Origin of the sequence: Paenibacillus sp. CECT 9249, from assembly GCF_918697855.1 — a bacterium.
In the GTDB taxonomy this organism is placed as follows: domain Bacteria; phylum Bacillota; class Bacilli; order Paenibacillales; family Paenibacillaceae; genus MSJ-34.
The window spans coordinates 69068-90038 of record NZ_CAKKLI010000011.1 but is presented as its reverse complement, the minus strand read 5'-3'; the positions used below and the strand labels follow the sequence as shown (position 1 = coordinate 90038).

Genomic DNA, 20971 nt, shown 5'->3' with positions numbered 1-20971 from the left:
GGTAGTTGTAGTGGTGCGGCAACGTTACGCTTTAAAAATTCCGGCGGGAACTTTCCCTTCCCAGCAGCCCTGCGCAGGGAGTCCCAACGCATGAGCCGCAACAGCCGCCGTATCCATAATATTGACCGGCGTACCGATAACGCCGGGATTGACCCCAGGACCGGCAACTCCCCATGTGATCGTCATATCCATCGGGTGATCGCTGCCGTGATCCTTCAAAATCGCTCCGCCGCCGCCATGGTCGGACACAAGAATAAGCAGCGTCTCTTCCAGCAATCCTCCGTCCCTTAGCGCTTCTTCGATCATATGGACATACCGGTCCGTCGACTCGATCTGCCGAATCTGCTCCGGGGTGCCGAATCCGTGGAGATGCCCGGCCGCATCCGGCAGGTCGAACTGGATAAACATCAAGGTAAAGTCCGGGTTCTCGCGAATATACGAGACGATGGCTTCGGCTAATTCCGGGTCCGGCATGGAAACGCAATGAACGCCTGACGATTGCTCAATAATCCCCGCATTGATCGGTTCCCAGCAGCTAAAAGCGGCCAGTTTCGCATCCGGCCATTGCATGCGGGCAAGCTTGAAGATGGAAGCGTACGGAAAATCGCACGGAACGGCTTGTCCATTCGCTTTTTCGTTGTTTAATCCGTGTTTGCCGGGATCGACTCCGTAGAGAAGGGAACCCCAGCATTCCGCGCTGATACTGGGAAATACCGTTTGAGCCCCGTACGTGTACGCCCCTTTCCGCAGAAGCGCATGCATATGCGGGACTTCGGCATCCTTAATGAAGTTGCCGGCCCCGTCGATGCCGATGATAACCACTTTGTTTGCCATAAGGCGAGTCCTCCTATCCTAAGATCAATTACTTAATGCCCGAGAAGGCAATGATTATAATTCCGGTCACAACAACGGCGGAAGCTGTCATTCTTCGCACGCCTTGCGCTTCTTTTAATACGAGCAAACCGAGCAGCGTACCGAACACGATTCCCACCTCGCGCATCGGGGCGATCGCGGAAACGTTGGCGCTTCTGGCCGCGAACAGGAACAGCAAATACGAACCAGGAGATAAAATCGCTCCAATCCAAATGATGTTCATATGTTTGCGAATCACGCCCATGAGCCGCCCCGGACGAAAGACCGCCGGGGTCAAGCCGAGCACGAAACCGATATTCGTGACCTCAAGCAGCGCAAGAGGGGATAAGTATTGCAGATTGACCTTGTCGATCAGCGTATACGACGTTATGCAGAGCCCGACGCCTAAAGCAAGCAGGACCGGGCGAATCGACGGCTTGTCCCGCATTTGGCCGGGCTTGCGTCCGACCATGACAACAAAGCCGATCAGCATGCAGGCAATGCCGAGCCAGCCCCATGCGGGCATCGACTCGCCCAACAGCAGGACGCCGGCGGCCGGGGCCAGCAGCGTAGGAGTCCCCCTCATGATCGGGTACACCTGCGATAAATCGCCCGCTTTATAAGTCTGCGCAAGCAGCATCGAATAAACGCCCTGCATCACGAGCGACGAACCGATCGTCAGCCATTCGGTTAACGTCAAATCGGCGGCATATAATTCGTTAATCAGTACGGGAAGCAGCAGAATTGCCGCCGGCATGTAGATCGCCCATAAAAATACCGGTTTATCGGTGCTTTGCTTGGCAAACATATTCCAAACCGCATGCGCCAAACCGGAACATAGAACAAGGGCAAAAGATACAGCAAACATCATCAATCACCAGCTCTCTCGCTTTCTCCCAACATATTACCACACAAATGCACACAAATACAATATCATTCTCAGAAAAATACAACCCTTCCCCTTACATACGGCAACAAAAAAAGGTTCCCGGCTTCCGCCAAGAACCGCTAGATGCTGCATTCCTCACTCATAAACGATCTCGATGCCTTCCTGCCTATATCGTTCGACCAGCTTACGGTCGATCCTGGAATCCGTTACAAACCGCTCGACTTCCTCGCAACCGCACACACGAATCAAGGATATCTGTTCAAACTTGCTGCTATCGGCCAGCGCAATCGTACGCTTCGCGTTGGTATGCATGATCTTCTTGATTTGCGTCTCGCCGATCGCATTATCGGTAATGCCCTCTTTCAAAGTAACGCCGCTCAAGCTCATCAGGAACAAATCGGCATAAAACCGGGCGGCGAATTCTTCCGCCAAGCCCCCGACCAGGCTCTGTTCCTCGTGCCGAATCGTGCCGCCGATAAGAATCAGCGTATAATCGGGCATCGAAATCAATTCGTTGGCGATGACCAGCGAATTCGTAATAATCGTGAGCCGTTTGCATCTCGCCTTCAGTTCCTTTGCAATCCACGTGTTGGTCGTGCTGACGTCAAGCGCGACGGACATTCCGTCTTCGACATATCTTGCCGCGATTCGGGCGATCTCCGATTTTTCCTCCCGGTAGATGGACTCGCGGATCGGCAGCGGAATTTCATGGCTGTAATCGAGCTCTCTCAGAATCGCTCCGCCATGCACCCTTTGGAGCAGCCCCTTGCTTTCCAAGTATTCCAGATCGCGCCTAATCGTTTCGAACGAAACGCCGAACGCTTCGATCAGCTCCGATGTGCGAATCGTTTTGTTTTCATTCAATCTGTCGATAATCAACCGATGCCGCTCCTGCGCAAACAATCGTATCATCCTCTCCCGCTCCGGCTGCGGCCGCATATTCTTGTTACATAGTTTACCACAACTGAAGCGCCATGCAGAATCGATTCGGCAAAAAACCGATTCGTCCAACGCTTCCCATCGATGAAACTCCTTATCGTCCAGCGGCAAATTATCCATGCCATCGACAGAGATTATAACAGGAATTGCAAACTTTCCGCGTTGCTGGAATGGATGCAGCAGGCGGCCGACGGGCATATCGCCCGGTTGGGCGTTTCATTGGATCATTTCCGCGGCGAATCTGCGGAGGGAAAGAAGTTTTTCGAAGCAACGACGAACCGCATGAAGTAAAAAGGCTGACGGAAACGCCAAAAAAAACAGTTGTATCTATAACCTTTATGCGTCATATTAAATCTATAATATGGTAAATAATGCCGGTTATGGAGGAGAGAATATGTCTCGCAAAAAAATTCAATCCGCAATCTGCGCGCTGCAACTGTTTATTTTGGTTTTAACCGGATGCGGGGTCCCCGGTGCGAACAAGGAGGTTGCCGTAGAGCCTATCGCAACGTACGAGCCCCGGGACGAAACGGAATGGATTCGGTCCATTCGGCAAACGGACCTCACCGGCATGAGCCTGCCCGAGCTGTATAAGGACTTGACGTTGATCGACATTCACAATCATGACGCGGGAAATTCCGGCGCCGTGGACAAATGGGGGGCGTACGGCATCGATCGTCTCGTCTTATTCGGCGATATCTCCGAGCCGAGCGCCCAGTTCACGGATCAATACGCTTGGGATCTATACCGCAACGATCCTTCCCGAATCTATCCTTCCTTTGCCGGATTCCCCATCTATGAAGACGAGGGGCTTTCCATCGTTCAAGAGAAGCTGGAACAAGGCTACTTAAATATCGGAGAGGTTGCCGCCGCGTCTACCTATTCGCCGATTGTCTCCAATTTGAAGTGGAAGTCCGAGCATCCGAATGACGGCAATCTGCCGCAAATTTACGATTTGGCGGCCCAATACCGCGTTCCGATTCTGCTGCACATCGACCCGCCCAACGGTTCGCCGATCCGGCATCTGGAGGAAGCGATGGAGCGGCATCCGGATACGCTGTTTATTTTTGCGCATGCCAACGCCTATAACTCTCCCGATAATCTAGAGACGCTATTGGCAAAACATCCGAATTTGTATATCGATTTTTTCCCAGGGTTTAATGCTTATAATCCCGAAAGCACCTATACGCTGCAGGACTTCATCCCGCTGATGGAGCGGTATCCGGACCGGTTCATGCTATCGACCGATTCGGGATACGGTCTATCGGTTAATGACGCAGCCGTCGCCTTATACGAGATCATCGATTTGCTTTCCCCGGAAACAGCCGTCAAAGCGGCATATCAAAACTACGAGCGGATGGTTGAGCTGCAGCCGCCGACAAATACGCAAATTGCCAAGATCAAAGAGCTTGCCGCCGGCCTTGGCGAGTACAAAACCTATCAGTTAAACAAACGGATGGCCAATGAACTGATTTTCGAATTGGAGGATAAAATGAAAATCAACAACAACGGGCAGGATTACGACGAATGAATCCGATGCTGGGATTTACTTCGCAATATCCACGAACCCTTCGCCAAACACATCGCGCACGTCATGAATGGTAATGAACGCCTCTTTATCGATCGATTTAACAATTTTTTTAAGCAAACTCACTTCCTGTTTGCTAATCACAATGTAAAGAATCTCTTTCGGCATTTTCGTATAATGCCCGTGTCCGTAGAAGACGGTAACGCCGCGATCCATTACGACATTGACTTGTTCGGCAATGGTATGATGCTCTTTGGATACGATCGTAACGGCCTTTTTAGGGTTCACGCCTTCAATAATAAAATCCATCACTTTGGTTCCTATATAGAGCATGACAATGGTGAACATCAGGCTTTGCGCGCCAATAATAAAATAAGAAGAAAACGCGACGATCAAATCAAAAAACAAAAGCGCATAGCTGACGTTCCAATCGAGATACTTATTCATGATTCTGGCTAGAATGGTGGTCCCCGCAGTCGTTCCGCCAACCCGAATAATCAAGCCTATGCCGACGCCCGTAAATATTCCCCCGAATATGGCGTTGATGATGAGTTCGTCAGAGGCGATACGCCAATCCTTCGTAAGATGCAAAAACAGCGAATTGAATACGACCGCAATAATGGTATATACCGTCGTGTTCTTATCCAAAAATTTATAGCCTACAATCAACAAAATCGAGTTTACAATCAAGCTGACCAGCCCCGGAGACCATTCGAACAGGTAGTAAAGAATGATGGTGATCCCCGTAACCCCGCCTTCGCCGAACTCGTTCGGAATAACAAATAAATTGATAGCCAAAGCAAAAATGAATGCTCCCGCTAAAATGACAAGTATGTCTAGAAAACGTTTTTTCATGGTTATGTCCTTTCATTAAATCCCAATTTTACTTTCCATGATCTCGACAAATTTTGTTGAAGCTATGGATAGAGGTACACTTTTCAAAAAACATACTCCTATGCTTCTCTTGGGAATTTCCTCCGTTAGTTCTACTTCAAACAGCAATCCTTTATTTAAATACTCTTGTGAAAATTCTTTCGTCACACAGGCAATCCCTAAATTGATTCTGGCAAACTCCAATAATAAATCATGCGAGCCTAATTCAAATTCCGGCGAAATCCTTATCCCTTTCGATATCATATACTCCTCTACGTACCTTCTGGAATTTGATTTGGTTTCCAGTAATATTAATGGCAATTTTGCCACTTCATCAAGGCCTGCCGGTTTAGATAATAGATTTTTGTATTTCTCCCCACAAACAAAAATATCATGGATATCAATACACGGTCTTCGTTCTAATGCAGGGTCATCAAGCGGAAAATTGCAAATTGCAATGTCTACCTCTCCCGATTTTAACAGGGAACAGAGCTCTAATGTTGTACCGTTAGCAATCTTTAGCTTTATATTCGGATAATGATTATGAAAAGCTTCTAAATACGGAAGTAAAAAATATCTGGAAATCGTGTCTCCCACACCGATCTTTAATTCCCCTGCCGTTAAATTTTTAAATTCTAACATTTTTTCTTCCCCGGCATCAAGTAAATGAATCGCCGAATTTACATATTCAAATAAAAGACTCCCTTCATTGGTTAACGATACCCCTTTAGGCGTTCTATTAAAAAGACGAATATCTAATTCTCGTTCCAGTTGCATGATCGCCTGGCTAACAGCCGGTTGTGTCATATAAAGGCCTTTGGCGGCGTTTGAAAAACTTTCGCTTTTTGCTACCCTGTAAAATACTTTATATAAATCTAATTTACTTACCATATAAACACCTCTTATATCCATCATTCAATATATCCATTTTACTTATACCATTCAACCGATGTATAGTACAAGTAGGCACGCCGTAATATAAAATGGGTATGAACTTTAATGCTTATAAGGAGCGATTCTATTGGAAAGAACGGTCGGAACGGTTGTTAGGGGCCTTCGTTGCCCAATCATAAATGAAGGGGACAACATCGAGGAAATTGTCGTAAATAGTGTTCTCAAGGCTGCAGAAGCGGAAGGATTTACAATTCATGATAAAGACATCGTGACTGTCACGGAGTCCATCGTTGCCCGGGCTCAAGGCAATTATGCTACGATCGATCATATCGCTCAAGATATTCGTTCAAAATTTGGAGAAGACACGGTTGGTGTCATATTCCCGATCTTAAGTCGCAATCGTTTTGCAGTCTGTCTCCGCGGTATCGCAAAAGGCGTTAAAAAAATGGTTTTAATGCTTAGCTACCCATCCGATGAAGTTGGCAACCACTTGGTGGATCTAGACATGCTTGATGAAAAAGGAATCAATCCTTGGACCGATGTTTTAACGGAACAACAATTCCGCAACCATTTCGGATACAAAAAGCATCCTTTTACCGGTGTTGATTATATTGATTATTATAAATCGTTAGTTGAAGAATACGGGGTTGCATGCGAAGTTATATTCTCAAATCATCCAAAGACCATTCTGGATTACACAAAAAGTGTTCTGACTTGCGATATCCATACAAGATTCAGAACGAAGAAAATATTAAAGGCTAATGGCGGAGTTAAAATCTATTCCCTCGATAACATATTATCGGAACCGATTCATGGCAGCGGATATAATGAAGCATACGGTCTGCTAGGCTCAAATAAATCGACAGAAGATCGTGTGAAACTGTTCCCGCGCAACTGCCAGCCTATCGTTGATACAATACAACAGTTGCTCAAAGAAAAGACCGGCAAACATGTTGAAGTCATGATTTACGGAGACGGAGCATTTAAAGACCCGGTAGGGAAAATCTGGGAGCTTGCCGATCCCGTTGTATCGCCGGCATACACATCAGGACTTGACGGTACGCCTAATGAAGTGAAGTTGAAATATCTTGCGGATAACAACTTTGCGCACTTAAGAGGCGAAGACCTGAAACAAGCTATATCCCAATACATTAACAATAAAGGTTCCGATCTTGTCGGATCGATGGAAGCGCAAGGCACTACACCCAGAAAGCTTACCGATCTTATCGGTTCCCTCTCCGATTTAACTTCGGGAAGCGGAGATAAAGGCACACCGATTGTGTTTATACAAGGTTATTTCGACAACTATACAAAATAATATGATATAACCCCTTGAACTGCGGCCCCGTAGGATGGACACTTTGAAAAAAGTGGCTTCTTACGGGTTTTTGCGGTTGTTCCCTTAAAACAGCTCCCGCAAATCGTTTCTTCGGCTATGCAGGAGACGATGAATGATCACTTCGTCATTAACGATTCTGTAGAACACCAGATAATTAGTAAAATCATCAAGTCCACCAATTTCACCGTTCAACTTGTCTAACATCTTCTCGGCGTATTGCTGGTTATCCTCGGATATATACGAGAAAATTTCATCCATGTCGTCCACTGCTGCCGGCGTATACCTTACTCTACTTTTTTGGGGAGGCATTCACTTTCCTCCGCATTCTTGCTGTAACCTGGTCATGGTCCGCTAACTCCGCACCTTCCGCAACCTCCTTCTCTGCCACCAAAAGCTTGGCTTGCATTTAGTGTACTATCCGACTAACCATTCGGAAATTGCGGAGTGATCAACGCTTTGCTTATGCCGGTGTTGTCCGTCATTCTCATCGCGATGTAGATTCATGGTTCATTTTGTTCATCTCAGCCAACGCGATTTCATTGCAATGTCTAATAAAGTCAAGAAGCAGCTGCGTCTCCTGCTCGCTGTATTGCGATAGTAACGCCAGCGTCGATTGAGCGATGGATTCGAACATGGGCGAGATCCGGTCCGAACCGTCCGGAACCGGTTTGACCACGACGCGTCTTCGATCGTTCGGATCCTTGTCCCTCATTACATACCCGGCTTGTTCCAAACGATCGATTACGCTTGTCACCGCTCCCGTTGTTAGACCCGTCAACTGCGCCAATTGACCGGCCGTAACGGGACCGGTGCGCATCAGGAAGTCGAGACACTTATGGTCGGTGGCGTTCAGGCCTAGTTTCTCGGAGATGAGTTGATGAAGCATAACGGCTCGGGCGCTGTTTTGGCGCAATTCGTTAAGTAAAGCTTGTTGTAAAGTTGTAGGGTTGGATAATGCGGAAGGATCATTGTTGCTTGACATGGCGAAACCTCCATATTATATTCGTTAAGCAAATTTGTTTGTTAAGCATTTCTTAGTTACCAGTATACCATAGGGCGATAGCATGTCAGAAAAAATTTACGATGAGAGGAACGATTCGAATGGCAAATCGAGAAGATGCGGAGGCTATCCAAGCATTATTTGCAAAGCTAACCGACTCCTGGAATAAGGGGGATGGCGCGGCATACGGCGACTGCTTTACGGAGGACGCGGATTATGTGACGTTTGCGGGACAGCATCTCAAAGGGAGGGAGCAGATCGCCAATACGCACGAATGGTTATTCAACGGTCCGCTGAAAGGCTCGGTGTTGGAATCCAGAGCAGCTTCCGGCTTGCAGCCGCGCTTCATTACGCCGGACGTGGCGATTGTCCATGCAATCGGGGAGGTGCGTTTGGCCAATCCTTCCGAGGACCCGAACGACAGAGGCTCGATTAATACGAATGTGGCCGTGAAGCGTAACGGAGAGTGGAAACTGACCGCCTTCCATAATTGCCGCATTCAAGAGATGCCCGGAGGCAAACGTTAGATCGGGTCATAGGACGGTTTCAGGGCGTTCGAAGGGACGCCTTGAAAGATATGATAACTGCCGCTGTTTCAATTCCGATTTCACTTTGAAGGCCTTATCCGCATTCCGGGCCCCGCATATCATTCTTCGAATTATTTCATTGATTGGAATTTCCTCCTCGGCGATTGGAATCGGTCACATAGTCCCTGCCTCCCAGCCTTCGTAGAGGTTGTATTTATACAACTTGTATCAGCAAAATTCGATCCAATGGATATCAATGCAGCAAGAAGATCGCAACCACTGGCCGAATAGAGCGATCTTCCTTTCCCCGCTTATATAAGCCCTCATCTTGGGAACGTAAAGTGATGATGAGAAGTTATCCGAGGAATCATAGGTAATTTTTTACATATACATCTTACATGCTTTATTCACTAACCCCATTCTAAGGAGGAGTTCGGTAATGAAAAAAATGAAAGTGGTTTTACTGGTGTTTGTCATGCTACTCGTTTTTGCCTCGACTGCGTTCGCCGATCAACAAACGGGAACCTACATACACCAAGGCGGTAAACTTACGGCCCACTATGCGGCCTATGATTCGCATATCGGCGGATACATGTCTATTTATATTTACAGAGTAACGACGAGCGGCGAAGTGCTTATCGATTCCTTCAGCGAAGAAGGCGGGCGACCCGGACATGATATTCATCAGGGCTCCAGGGACTTGGGCAATCAACCTGCCGGAACGTATAAATATGTCGCCGTCGCGCCAAGCGGCTGGATGGGACCTTCGGTTTGGTTCAGCAGTTGATGGAAAAGGCGGCATCATAAGCGGAAAATGACGGGTATCCATTGCGGGTGTCCGTCGCCTTATAGGCAAGGACAAGCCACTCAGGCATCGTTGCTAATGAATCGTTATGAAGGTAACTCATGCCGCTGGTAATAAGGCTGACAACAATGTAGTAACCCAATCCGAATATGGCGCCGGCCGTACCGAGTACATCGCTGTAATGGATTAGCGCATGTATTTCCTCGGCTTGGCGGCATTGATGGTTGTTGTAAGCAAAAGGCTCGCGAAGGCTTAGAACAAAGCAGCATGAAAGTATCATCATGCAACACGGCCTTGGTCCTTCATTGGACTGAGGCCGTTTCGTTTTGCCAGGAATCGATCCTATGCAAAATGCAGCCCGTCTCCCGAAGGAGAGAGCTGCATTTTTCGTTTTTGCTACGAGGCATTCTTTTTATCGGTCTTTTTTCTTCTGATCAGCCACATGCCGGCAATCAGGAGCATGCCCCCTGCCAATAAATAAGTATACATATTGGTCGCTGTTTTGGGCAGGTAATGAAGACCATTGTCCTTGATGCTTCTTTCCGTGCCCTTCCCTATGCTTGTAGATTCCCAAGGCTGCTCGGAAGTCGGATCAGTCGGAGCTGTTTGGGCTGTTTCTGTCTCCCCCGACTCGCCCGGTTGGCCCGGTTGTTCGTTCTCGTTGTCAGTCTCTCCGGCAACGACGATCTCCTCGTAGGGCTCTCCCGGTACACTAACATTATCCGCAGAGACTTCACCGACGTTCTTGATCTTATGGCCGGCTTGGCCCGGCTCGACCCGAACTTGGAACACAATCGTATGCCAGTTCGTATCCGTTACATCGCCAATTTCTCCGACGACTCTACCGGTAGCATAATAACCATTGTCACCATCCGCTTCATCCGTTACCGGATGGCCGTCGACTTTCAATGTGCCTGGCATATAGGCCAAACCTGCCGGCAATTCGTCCGCAATGACCATGTTCGAAACACGGCTGCCGGAAACGGTGTTGCGCGCCATAATCGTATACTCTATCGTGTCGCCGACCTCAATGCTGCCGCCATCCATATCCCTTGAGGTTTTTCTGGATTCGATCACAGGGGCCGGTGGTGTTACGGGCGGAACGGTCACGGGCGGCGTCCCCCCGGACGGTGGTGTAACCTCATCAGGCGGTGTGACCACAGGCGGCGGTGTGACCACCGTCCCGTCTTCCTCTACGACGATCACTTCTGCCGGCCTTCCGGGTTCGCCGATGTTGTCTCCGGTAACTGTACCGGTATTTTTGATCGTCTGACCGGCTTGTCCGGATTGGATGACAGCATGGAATTCCAGCGTATGCCAATCCATATCCCAGATGTCGCCATATCCGCCGTACACCACGCCGGTGACGTGATGTCCGCGATCATCGCCTTCGTCATCCGTTACAGAAACGCCATCCACCTTCAAGCTGCCGGGAACATATTCCAATCCCTCGGGTATCGTGTCCGTAATCGTCAAATTCGCGATATAGGTATCACTTACCACCGTTCTTGCGCGGATCGTATATGCAACGGTATCCCCGACTTCAAACGTGCTCTTGCCTGATTCCAGATTGGCGGCCGTCTTCTCCGTTTCAATGAACGGGTGCCGCGGATATACCTTTACTTTCGATATCGGCCTGCTTGGAGTTCCAATATTGTCGGCCCTTACCAAAGCTACATTGTGGATATCTCTCCCAGCCTGCCCGGATTTGATGATGGCTTTGAACTCGAGCGTATGCCAAGATGTATCCGTTACATCGCCGAATTGGCCAAACACTTGACCGGCCAAATAATAGCCCTGATCTCCATCCTGCGCATCGCTCGCCGAGGTTCCGTCTACGGTCAACGTGCCCGGCACGTATTCCAGACCTTCCGGAATGACGTCCGTAATCGTCAGATTGGTCACCAAGCTATCTGAGACTGTGTTGCGCGTTTGAATCGTGTACAGCAGCGTATCCCCGACTTCCGGGTGGTCCGCATCCGTATTGCCGCCCGCTTTCGCATGCAGCGATGCCGACTTATTCGACTCCAGCGCAACGGCCCGCGGATAAACCTCAACCACTTCTTCCGGCTCGCTCGGAGTGCCGACATTATCGCCGCTTACCACAGCTACATTCCGGATATCTTTGCCCGCTTGTCCGGCCAACACTTTCGCCTGGAACGTCACCGTATGCCACACCGTATCGGTGACATCTCCGAACTGGGCAAAGACTTGTCCGTCCGCATAGTGGCCTTTATCCCCGTCCTGAGCATCGCTGACCGAGGTTCCGTCAACGGTCAACGTGCCTGGCACGTATTCCAGACCTTCCGGAATGACGTCCGTAATCGTCAGATTGGTCGCCAAACTATCGCTTATCTTGTTGCGCGTCTGAATCGTGTACAACAGCGTATCGCCCACTTCCGGGTGGTCCGCATCCGTATTGCCGCCCGCTTTCGCATGCAGCGATGCCGACTTATTCGACTCCAGCGCAACGGACCGCGGATAAACCTCAACCACTTCTTCCGGCGTGCTCGGAGTGCCGACATTGTCGCCGCTCACCACGGCCACATTCCGGATATCTTTGCCCGCTTGGCCAGGCAGTACTTTCGCCTGGAACGTCACCGTATGCCATGCGGTATCCGTGACATCCCCGAACTGGGCGAAGACTTGACCGTCCGCAAAGTGCCCTTTATCTCCGTCCTGAGCATCGCTCGCCGAGGTTCCGTCTACGGTCAACGTGCCCGGGACGTATTCCAGACCTTCCGGAATGACGTCCGTAATCGTCAGATTGGCCACCAAGCTATCTGAGACTGTGTTCCGCGTCTGAATCGTGTACAGCAGCGTATCCCCGACTTCCGGATGATCCGCATCCGTATTGCCGTCCGCTTTCGCATGCAGCGTTGCCGACTTATTCGACTCCAGTGCAACGGCCCGCGGATAAACCTCAACCACTTCTTCCGGCGTACTCGGGGTGCCGACATTATCGCCGCTTATCACAGCTACATTCCGGATATCTTTGCCCGCTTGTCCGGCCAACACTTTCGCCTGGAACGTCACCGTATGCCACACCGTATCGGTGACATCTCCGAACTGGGCAAAGACTTGTCCGTCCGCATAGTGGCCTTTATCCCCGTCCTGTGCATCGCTTACCGGCGTACCGTCAACATTCAACGTGCCCGGCACGTATTCCAGACCTTCCGGAATGACGTCGGAGATCACGAGGTTTTCAATCAGGCTGCCCGCGGCCGTATTCCGTGCCTGAATCGTATACAGAATCGTATCGCCCGCTTCCGGATGCTCGTCATCCGTGTTTCCTTCCGCTTTTTCAAGCAGCGCAGCCTTTTTTTCAGCTTCTAATTGCGGTACTCTATATTCGACCGGTGTTGTCACTTCATTGGACTCGGCCGTTGCATCTTCACCAATTAGTAAGTTTTTATAGCTTACAATCGCTTTATTGGCGACCGGCTCGCCGACATGGCTTGCCAACGCTTTGACTTTGAATTGTAAGATGATTCCGTCAGGCAAATTGGCCGTGTTCGGCAAGTCGCCGAGTCGGATGATGACTTTATTACCGTCAAAATATCCGGCGTCCTGGTCGTTCTCATCGGTCAAATTGACGGCGCTTGCCCCGCTGACAATTTTCATGGTGCCCGGGATATATTCTGTTCCTGCAGGGATGACATCTTCAAAGACAGCATCTGCCGCAATGTCACCGCCTTCATTTTTAACCTTCACTTCATAGGTCAGTTCATCCCCGACAAATACTTCTCCCTCCGGAGATACCGATTTTTCAGCGACAACGACCGAACCGATTGGCGGTTCGTTAGAAGCCGGAATCGTGTCGGAAGCCGTAGCGCAACCGGTCTTCGCCGAGATCGTAATGTCCTGAGATCGATCGGCATTTTTTAAGACGGCATGAATCTTCCCATTCGCATCGGATAATAACTCGGTTACGGATTCTCCGTTCGGCCCGGTTAGATTGCCTGAAGTTGCAGTCAGTGCTTCCAGCGAAGCGCCGGAAACCGGATTGCCCAGCGGATCAAGCAGCGTTACCGTTACTTGATGCTCTCCCTGCTCATCGGCCGCTTCCGTCGTTAACTCCAAACTGCTCGGCGCTTGTTTGTAATCATTTTGCGGATCGAGTGTTTCAATAGGAGCGTAGTCATTGATAAAGTACCAGCTATGGATATCATGGTTCTCGTAATTTGGGTATCCGGTTGATGCGGTAAAACCGGCATGGTACGTTCCCCCGTCAAAAATCGTACCAAGATCGATACCGTCTACATCCAATATTAAAGAAGAACTTTCCCGATCCGGCAAAATACCTAGACGAACCTGAACTTTCTGAGTTAAACCATCATAGTCGATCCATGTATAATACCGGTTTCCGTCAGATAATTTAAAATTGGTGCCATGATCCCTATTAAACTCATCCAAATCCGTATACCAGCCATCCTTATTTTCGAGCGGCCCATTTTCTGCGAGTCCAACGTAGTTTGCAGAAGGATCGTAACCAGGGTTTTGGAAGGTATCGTACTTAACCGTAAAACTAGGTTTAATGCCATAAAACCCAAGTCCGCCTCCAACTGCGTCTTGACTGGTTGTACCGGTCTGAATGGTAAAGGTCAGCCCGTCGCTTGCACCTGCAGGACTCGGATTCCTCATTTCAAATGAAAAAGCCGTACTGAATGAGTAATTGTTTACAGGACAAATTTCTTTATTGTTAAAAACTGCCCCGCTTTGTTCTGTCGCTGTCGGCGTCAATCGGATAAAATTGGCCCCGGCAGGAACTTGCGCACGACCATTTAAAGTAAACAATTGATTAATCGTACTGGGTGAAAACTCATCCAACTTGTAAGTCAGCCACTTCCCATCCGCAGGAGCCGCACTTGCATTTTGATTGTGCAAAGGCAGCATTGGATACGAGAAAATGATGAGAAAAGCCATCAAAATTTTAAAAATCCGATTTGCTATTATTTTCGCCTTCAATAGTTTCCCTCCCTACCGGCCAATTTTATAAGTCTTTATTAAAATCTTTGCTGTAATCACCACCTTGCCTTACTCCTTTTTTAAAAAATAAAAAACTCCATCCATAAACGAACATGCGCCAACAGACGGAGTTTTCCATCGTATTCGGCAGCTGGCTGGCATTGGACAATCCGTTAGCCCCTGTAGCTTTGCGTCCCCGTCTTTCAACGAGTTTGCTATTATCATACGAGAATATATTGAATTTTTTGAAACAAAATTACCTTTAGTATATATTGAAATAGGTTTGACGATTAGGTAGATTAGCCCTAAATTTGTTGAGATCTCTAATTATTTGTCGAATAAATGCAAATGCGCCCCCCCCTGAAAAGAGAGGGCCGCTTGCGAAGAGGAAATGTCAGGTGCCGCAAAACGTTCGGTAAGGCCGGTTCGACGGCGCAGGCGGCGCGGAATATTCCGCCTGTTCGGGAGAGTGCGCGTACGGGTTGGAAAGCACATGAAGCAACCGTTCCATCACGCTGTAATCTCCTCGCTCCGCCGCGGCTTCCAGCGCCTCTTCCACCCGGTGGTTGCGGGGGATGAGCGCGGGATTGCTGCCAAGCATCAACTGATGCGAGGAGGCTTGCGATTCCTGCTGCCTACTCAGCCTCGCCTGCCAGAGCTCATGCCATGAAGCGAATTCCGCAGCGCAAGATAAATCCGAGTCCTCCATCTTGTCAAAGGTTAAGGCTAGAAACGTATTGGTATAGTCCGCACGATACTTCTGCATCATACCGAGCAGGTCTCCGATCAAGGATTCGTCCTCCCGCTCTTCGTTAAAAATCCCCAGCTTCGCCCTCATGCCTGCGAGCCAATTCCGCTGAAACAACGAGGCAAAATCCGATAGCGCATCCTCGGCCATTGTGATAGACTGCGCCTCGTCGTCATGCAGCAGCGGCAACAAAGTTTCGGCGAATCGCGCGAGATTCCAAGCGGCAATATACGGTTGATTTCCATAAGCGTAACGGCCTTGCGTATCAATGGAACTGAACACCGTCGCCGGGTCGTACGCATCCATGAAAGCGCAGGGCCCGTAATCGATCGTTTCTCCGCTAAGAGCCATATTGTCGGTGTTCATCACCCCGTGAATGAAACCGACCAGTTGCCATTGGGCAATGAGCGCAGCCTGGCGCTTGACCGTTTCTTGCAGCAAAAAGAGATAACGGTTCCCGATGGGGCCGAAATCCGGAAAATGCCTTTGCAGTATATAATCAGCAAGGGTCCGAAGATCCTGAACCGTCCCCCATTTTGCAACGTATTGAAACGTCCCGACGCGCAGATGGCTGGCAGCTACACGGGTCAGAACCGCGCCGGGCAGCTCGGTTTCGCGGAGAATCGACTCGCCGGTTGTTGCCACCGCCAGACTGCGGGTCGTAGGAATGCCAAGGGCATGCATCGCTTCGCTAATAATGTATTCGCGCAGCATCGGCCCAAGCGCCGCCCGGCCGTCGCCTCGTCGGGAATATGGCGTTCTTCCCGAACCTTTCAGTTGAATATCGAACCGTTCGCCCGCAGGGGTGATTTGCTCGCCGAGCAGCAGCGCACGCCCGTCCCCTAACATCGTGAAATGCCCGAATTGATGCCCTGCGTACGCTTGCGCAAGAGGCTCGGCGCCTGCGGGAATCCGATTGCCGGCAAGCATCGCTGCGCCGTCCCCGCTGCGCAGCGCTTCGGGGTTTAATCCGAGAGACGCCGCCAATCGATCGTTAAGAACAACCAGCCTCGGCAAATGTACGGGAGTCGGGTCGACCTTGGAAAAGAACAGTTCCGGCAGACGGGCGTAACTGTTGTCGAAGTTCCATCCTGTGAGTTCCTGAGTCATTGTACCTTCCTTTTTTCTTATGTCTTTTTTGTATCTTATTGTTTTTCTTTTACATCAAATAATAATCATGGGCAAGAATATAAACCAATAACATCGTCTGCCGCCCTGCTCCAAATTCGCGGACACGGGATACGTTTAATTGTGACAAACGGTCCGATTTCGGACCGTTTGCGGACAGACGATCCTTTATTCGCGGCAAAAGCTCAAAAACAAGCCCTCCGACGAATGATTAACGGAACCAGTGTTCCCCTAAACTGGGAATAAGCGATTTTGACGCATAATAACGGCCGTACGGTCCGGATACTACTTTCTCGATGCAACGCCACATTGAGTAATTGCATTGCATTTTAAGTCAATTTCATCCTTCTCCTCCGATGATGTAATCTGCTTTATTGCGGATATAGAAGGGGATAGCTTCCTGTTTTCCAAGGCGATCCGCGCGGACCTAGGCGCTAACGAAACTGCCAATCCTTATTGGGCTCGCAATGAAGACGTTCCCACCCTAAAGAAAGTACAAATCGTTATTCATTGGAAATCGGCCGGTTTACCAACCTTCTCCCCTCAATAGCGTGTTCTAGTTTCGTTACACCAGCAATGGGGTCCATTTACAGGCTATTAGCGTGTTCTAGTTTCGTTAGCCCGCTCGACGGATCGCCAGCGGTGCAGCGGTATGATGAAATTGACTCCAATCGCAGGCTTTTTGCCTCATTTCCTGTTTAGTTGGGCAAATCCATCCGTTTTTGCAGGAATTCGTCTTCAACACGGTGATTGCCGGCCAATCACACATGGCAACTTCCAATGAACTCGAATCCGCAGCCTTTTTCGATGCAACGCCAACGCCATTGCCTACCACTCCGCGACCGTGCCGTCCTCCTGCCGCCATACGGGATTCCGCCAATTATGGCCGATCGCAGCCATTTCGCGGACTTTCGCCTCGTTCACCTCGATGCCGAGGCCGGGCAGCGTCAAATTGTTTACATAGCCATCCTTATATTCGAAAACGGACGGGTCAACCAAATAGTCGAGAATGTCATTTCCTTGATTGTAATGAATGCCCAAGCTCTGCTCTTGAATAATGGCGTTCGGAGAGCAGGCGTCAAGCTGCAAACAAGCGGCCAGCGCAATCGGGCCGAGCGGGCAATGCGGCGCAACGGAAATATCGTACGCTTCCGCCATCGCAGCAATTTTGCGCGTCTCCAGTATGCCGCCGGCGTGGGACAGGTCCGGCTGAATAATATCCACGATCCCTTCCGCCAGCAACTGCTTGAAGCCCCAGCGCGTGTACATCCGTTCGCCGGTCGCGATCGGACAGGAAGTATAGCGCGCGATTTCCTTCAATGCCTCGTTATTCTCCGGCAGCACCGGTTCTTCGATAAACATCGGACGGAACGGCTCCAATTCCTTGGCCAGAATCTTGGCCATCGACTTATGTACGCGCCCGTGAAAATCGATGCCGATCCCGAAATCTTGACCGCCGGCCTCCCGCACCGCGGCGATTCGGGCAATCGCCTGATCCACTTTGGAGAACGAATCGATATAGTGCATTTCTTCCGTCGCATTCATCTTCACGGCCGTGAAGCCGGCGGCGATTTGCCGTTTGGCCGCCTCGCCCACATCGCTCGGGCGGTCGCCGCCGATCCAGTTGTAGACGCGGATTTTATCGCGGCACGCACCGCCCAACAAATCGTAGATCGGTGCGTTATAATATTTGCCTTTAATATCCCATAACGCTTGTTCAATACCCGATATTGCGCTCGACAGGATCGGGCCTCCCCGGTAAAACGCCGCTCGATACAGCACCTGGAAAAGATCTTCGATCCGCATCGGATCCTTGCCGATCATATATTCGCTCATTTCTTCCACGGCCGCCTTTACCGTATCGGCTTTGCCTTCCACGACAGGTTCTCCCCATCCCACGATGCCTTCGTCCGTTTCCATCTTGAGAAACAGCCAGCGCGGCGGCACTTTAAACAACTCGACGCTGCGAATTTTCATCAATCGATCACTCCTGTCCCAAATTTCCCTGCAACGCCTCTCCCCGGATTACCTCGCCAAATAACCCCCGTCCACCGGTATGATCGCGCCTGTAACATAGTCGGAGGCCGACGACGAGAGGAAAATGCCGATGCCGCCCAAATCCTCCGACTTGCCCCACCGGCCCGCGGGAATGCGGGAATTCACTTGCGGGAGCCGGACATCGTCCTGCATCAAATCGGTATTCATCTCCGTCGCCATATAGCCGGGCGCGATCGCGTTCACTTGAATGCCGTGAATCGCCCACTCGTTAGACAACGACTTCGTCAGTTGGGCGATTCCCGCCTTGCTGACCGCATAGGAGGAGGCATGATAACCGCCGATGAAACTGAGCATCGAAGCCATGTTAATGATTTTCCCGCTTCCTTGCCGAACCATAAGAGCGCCCGCGAACCGGCACAATTGATAGACGGCGGTTAGATTCAATTCCAGCACCCGATCCCAACTCTCCACCGGCAAGTCGAGACATGGCCTGCGATCATGCATGCCGGCGTTATTCACGAGGATATCCAGCCTGCCGCCCAATGCTTGCAGCGCTTCTGCAAAACCGCGCTCAAGATCGGCCCGATCCAGCAAATCGCATCGAATCGCATGAACGCGCGCCCCCGTCCGGCTTAACTCCTCCGCTACTAGCGGCGCATCGTCCGATATGTCGAGCATGGCGATCTCCGCGCCCGCTCCGTGCAGCGCCGCAGCAATCCCTTTGCCCAACCCTCGGCTCGCTCCCGTAATTATGGCCCTTTTGCCTGTCAAATCGAATAACTCTCTCATCATTATACCGTCCTTTTCCAAGTCATTGTTCAAAAAATCAAGTAAACCTATCTATTTAAGCTCACTTGGTTGAAAGACTATCCCGGTATTCCTGCGGCGTCATTCCATAGTATTTCTTGAAGGCGTGGTTGAAAGAATGCGGCCGCTGATAGCCGACCATTGCGGCGATTTCGTAAATTTTCCCTTGCGTATTGCTTAACAAATATGCGGCTTTGTCCATGCGGATTTGTCCGATATAATCGCTGAGGTTCAAGCCTGTTTCCAACTTATATATTTTGGAGATATAGACCGGATGCATATGGACATGTTCGGCGATTGTCTGCAGGCTTACATCTTGCGACAGATTTGTCTCGATCAATCGATGGATGTCCCGGATCAGCCTCGTCCGGCTGTCCTTCATTTCACGGTCGCAGTCCCCCTTCAACCGTTCCAGGATGCGCATCGACCATTCGCGCAATTGGTGGATCGACCGGAACGGCCGCCCGGCAACCAGCTTGTCGTAATCGTCCCCGATCAATTGCGATAAAGACTGGCCGTTCTTGTGAGCGATATAGGAATAAGCCGAACTGATCGCAAAATACACTTCCAGCAAATGCTCCTGCGAATCCGACCACTTCCGCCCAAGCTCGTCGAAGATCCGTTCAAGCTTTCCGGCCAATTCGTCCCAGCGCCCCGCTTCAAGAATATGGATCAGCGTCGGCGGTTCATACAAGCTATGCAGAGATTCGACTTCTACCTTGACGAGATCCTCCGCCACGCGCAGGAACAAATCCTGCTCGCTGCCGATGCGTTTGCGGGATGCGGATATGCAGCTGTTGTACAGGGCGGGCAGGTCGGAAGGGAAACTGCCCCAGCCGCTGACCAATACGGAGATATGGCCTTTCAGAAACTCCCGCACAACCGTTTGCAAATGGGAAGCGGTCCGTTCGAACAGCAGCGAACCCTCCTCCCCAGCCGTTTCCTCCTTGCAGACGACGACGAAAACCAAATAATCGTGGGCGTCTTTGGCATGCCATAGTTCGAAGGCGCCCTCGAACAATTCCTCGGCCATGTTGCAAATGGCATATTCGATCAGAGACGCGCTGGAGAAATCATAGTCGATAAAAGGCTCCTCCATCCGCACCAGCATCAATGCGCAATGCCGGCGGGACATATCGGGCAGCCCCAGCGTTTGCATGCGGTCAAGCAATACCGCCTCTTCGATAGGCCTGCCTTGAAGCAGTTCATTCAATAAATTTCCTTTGAGCAGAGGGAGGTTCTCCCGCAGCGTCCGCGTCAAATTGCGAACGGAGAGCACCTGCTCCCATTCGTGAACCAGCTTGTCCTTGAGCCTTCCTACCGTTGCCAGCAGTTCCTGCTCCTTGACGGGCTTCAGCAAATAATCCTCGACTTGATGATGGATCGCTTCTTTCGCATATTCGAAATCCGAATAACCCGACAGCAAAATGTATTTCGTTCTTGTCCACCTTCGTTTTATCTCGCCGATCAATTCCAATCCGGTCATACCCGGCATTTGAATATCCGTAATGACGATATCAATCGAGAATTGCTGCAGCAACGAAAGCGCCTCATACGCGGAATAGGCGCGATACACCTGGCCGATTCCGATCGACGGCCAATCGATCGTCGCGGATAGCCGATCTACGACATGCGATTCATCGTCGACAATTAGCAATTGCATCTTCAGAACCCCC

The 20971-nt window shown here is 50.2% G+C and carries 17 protein-coding genes, 1 pseudogene and 1 riboswitch; of the genes and pseudogenes, 5 read left to right on the top strand and 13 right to left on the bottom strand.

Translation table 11 applies throughout. The features are described 5' to 3' along the window. Window positions 1–24: 24 nt before the first annotated feature. The 3 genes from LQ229_RS11070 to LQ229_RS11060 all read right to left on the bottom strand — a co-directional run bounded on the left by LQ229_RS11070 (window position 25) and on the right by LQ229_RS11060 (window position 2653). A complete protein-coding gene (locus LQ229_RS11070; RefSeq protein ID WP_216536844.1) occupies window positions 25–834 on the bottom strand; it encodes an alkaline phosphatase family protein in 810 nt (269 codons plus the stop codon). A 28-nt stretch (window positions 835–862) separates the two neighbouring features. Beyond that, window positions 863–1720, bottom strand: coding sequence for a DMT family transporter (locus LQ229_RS11065; RefSeq protein ID WP_230191733.1), 858 nt, complete (start codon window positions 1718–1720; stop codon window positions 863–865). Window positions 1721–1876: 156 nt separating this feature from the next. Continuing rightward, on the bottom strand, window positions 1877–2653 hold the full coding sequence (locus LQ229_RS11060) for a DeoR/GlpR family DNA-binding transcription regulator (protein WP_356710420.1): 777 nt from the start codon (window positions 2651–2653) through the stop codon (window positions 1877–1879). Window positions 2654–2764: 111 nt separating this feature from the next. On the opposite strand from LQ229_RS11060, the gene LQ229_RS11055 reads away from it, so the two are divergent. Both LQ229_RS11055 and LQ229_RS11050 read left to right on the top strand, forming a co-directional pair. After that, window positions 2765–2971: a hypothetical protein gene (locus LQ229_RS11055; protein ID WP_216536843.1), complete on the top strand. Its 207-nt coding sequence runs from the start codon at window positions 2765–2767 to the stop codon at window positions 2969–2971. 103 nt (window positions 2972–3074) lie between these two features. Beyond that, a complete protein-coding gene (locus tag LQ229_RS11050) occupies window positions 3075–4211 on the top strand; it encodes an amidohydrolase family protein (RefSeq protein WP_216536842.1) in 1137 nt (378 codons plus the stop codon). Window positions 4212–4226: 15 nt separating this feature from the next. On the opposite strand, the gene LQ229_RS11045 is transcribed toward LQ229_RS11050, so the two are convergent. Together LQ229_RS11045 and LQ229_RS11040 are read right to left on the bottom strand one after the other, a co-directional pair. After that, window positions 4227–5063, bottom strand: a complete 837-nt coding sequence (locus LQ229_RS11045; RefSeq protein WP_216536841.1) for a YitT family protein — start codon at window positions 5061–5063, stop codon at window positions 4227–4229. 15 nt (window positions 5064–5078) lie between these two features. Next, the gene (locus LQ229_RS11040) at window positions 5079–5972 is read right to left on the bottom strand and encodes a LysR family transcriptional regulator (RefSeq protein ID WP_216536840.1); all 894 of its coding nucleotides are present in this window, start codon (window positions 5970–5972) and stop codon (window positions 5079–5081) included. 130 nt (window positions 5973–6102) lie between these two features. Here LQ229_RS11040 and LQ229_RS11035 point away from each other — a divergent pair, with 130 nt between their 5' ends. Further along, entirely contained in the window at window positions 6103–7293 is a 1191-nt protein-coding gene (locus LQ229_RS11035; protein ID WP_230191732.1) for a coenzyme F420-0:L-glutamate ligase, read from the top strand. Between the two features lie 84 nt (window positions 7294–7377). Here the strand turns inward: LQ229_RS11035 and LQ229_RS11030 are convergent, their stop codons facing one another. Continuing rightward, window positions 7378–7623, bottom strand: a complete 246-nt coding sequence (locus LQ229_RS11030; protein ID WP_230191731.1) for a type II toxin-antitoxin system RelE/ParE family toxin — start codon at window positions 7621–7623, stop codon at window positions 7378–7380. Window positions 7624–7798: 175 nt separating this feature from the next. Further along, complete coding sequence (locus LQ229_RS11025) at window positions 7799–8296, bottom strand: MarR family transcriptional regulator (protein WP_230191730.1); 498 nt, start codon at window positions 8294–8296, stop codon at window positions 7799–7801. Between the two features lie 119 nt (window positions 8297–8415). Between LQ229_RS11025 and LQ229_RS11020 the strand changes: the two genes are divergently transcribed. Beyond that, window positions 8416–8841, top strand: coding sequence for an SgcJ/EcaC family oxidoreductase (locus LQ229_RS11020; protein WP_230191729.1), 426 nt, complete (start codon window positions 8416–8418; stop codon window positions 8839–8841). A gap of 439 nt (window positions 8842–9280) precedes the next feature. Next, the gene (locus LQ229_RS11015; protein WP_230191728.1) at window positions 9281–9628 is read left to right on the top strand and encodes a hypothetical protein; all 348 of its coding nucleotides are present in this window, start codon (window positions 9281–9283) and stop codon (window positions 9626–9628) included. On the opposite strand, the pseudogene LQ229_RS11010 reads toward LQ229_RS11015, so the two are convergent. The 6 genes and pseudogenes from LQ229_RS11010 to LQ229_RS10985 all read right to left on the bottom strand — a co-directional run. After that, window positions 9618–9839 (bottom strand): annotated as a pseudogene (locus LQ229_RS11010) (hypothetical protein); the annotation flags it as partial. The gene LQ229_RS11015 and the pseudogene LQ229_RS11010 overlap by 11 nt on opposite strands. Before the next feature lie 203 nt (window positions 9840–10042). Next, window positions 10043–14572 (bottom strand): isopeptide-forming domain-containing fimbrial protein, encoded by a 4530-nt coding sequence (locus LQ229_RS11005; protein ID WP_230191727.1) that lies wholly within the window; start codon window positions 14570–14572, stop codon window positions 10043–10045. Between the two features lie 185 nt (window positions 14573–14757). After that, window positions 14758–14841: riboswitch (cyclic di-GMP riboswitch) on the bottom strand. Window positions 14842–15008: 167 nt separating this feature from the next. Continuing rightward, on the bottom strand, window positions 15009–16472 hold the full coding sequence (locus tag LQ229_RS11000) for a protein adenylyltransferase SelO (protein ID WP_230191726.1): 1464 nt from the start codon (window positions 16470–16472) through the stop codon (window positions 15009–15011). 846 nt (window positions 16473–17318) lie between these two features. Further along, entirely contained in the window at window positions 17319–18467 is a 1149-nt protein-coding gene (gene dgoD / locus LQ229_RS10995; protein ID WP_230191725.1) for a galactonate dehydratase, read from the bottom strand. A gap of 48 nt (window positions 18468–18515) precedes the next feature. Continuing rightward, window positions 18516–19277, bottom strand: coding sequence for an SDR family oxidoreductase (locus LQ229_RS10990; RefSeq protein WP_230191724.1), 762 nt, complete (start codon window positions 19275–19277; stop codon window positions 18516–18518). A gap of 61 nt (window positions 19278–19338) precedes the next feature. After that, window positions 19339–20958: a response regulator gene (locus tag LQ229_RS10985; RefSeq protein ID WP_230191723.1), complete on the bottom strand. Its 1620-nt coding sequence runs from the start codon at window positions 20956–20958 to the stop codon at window positions 19339–19341. Window positions 20959–20971: the final 13 nt, after the last annotated feature.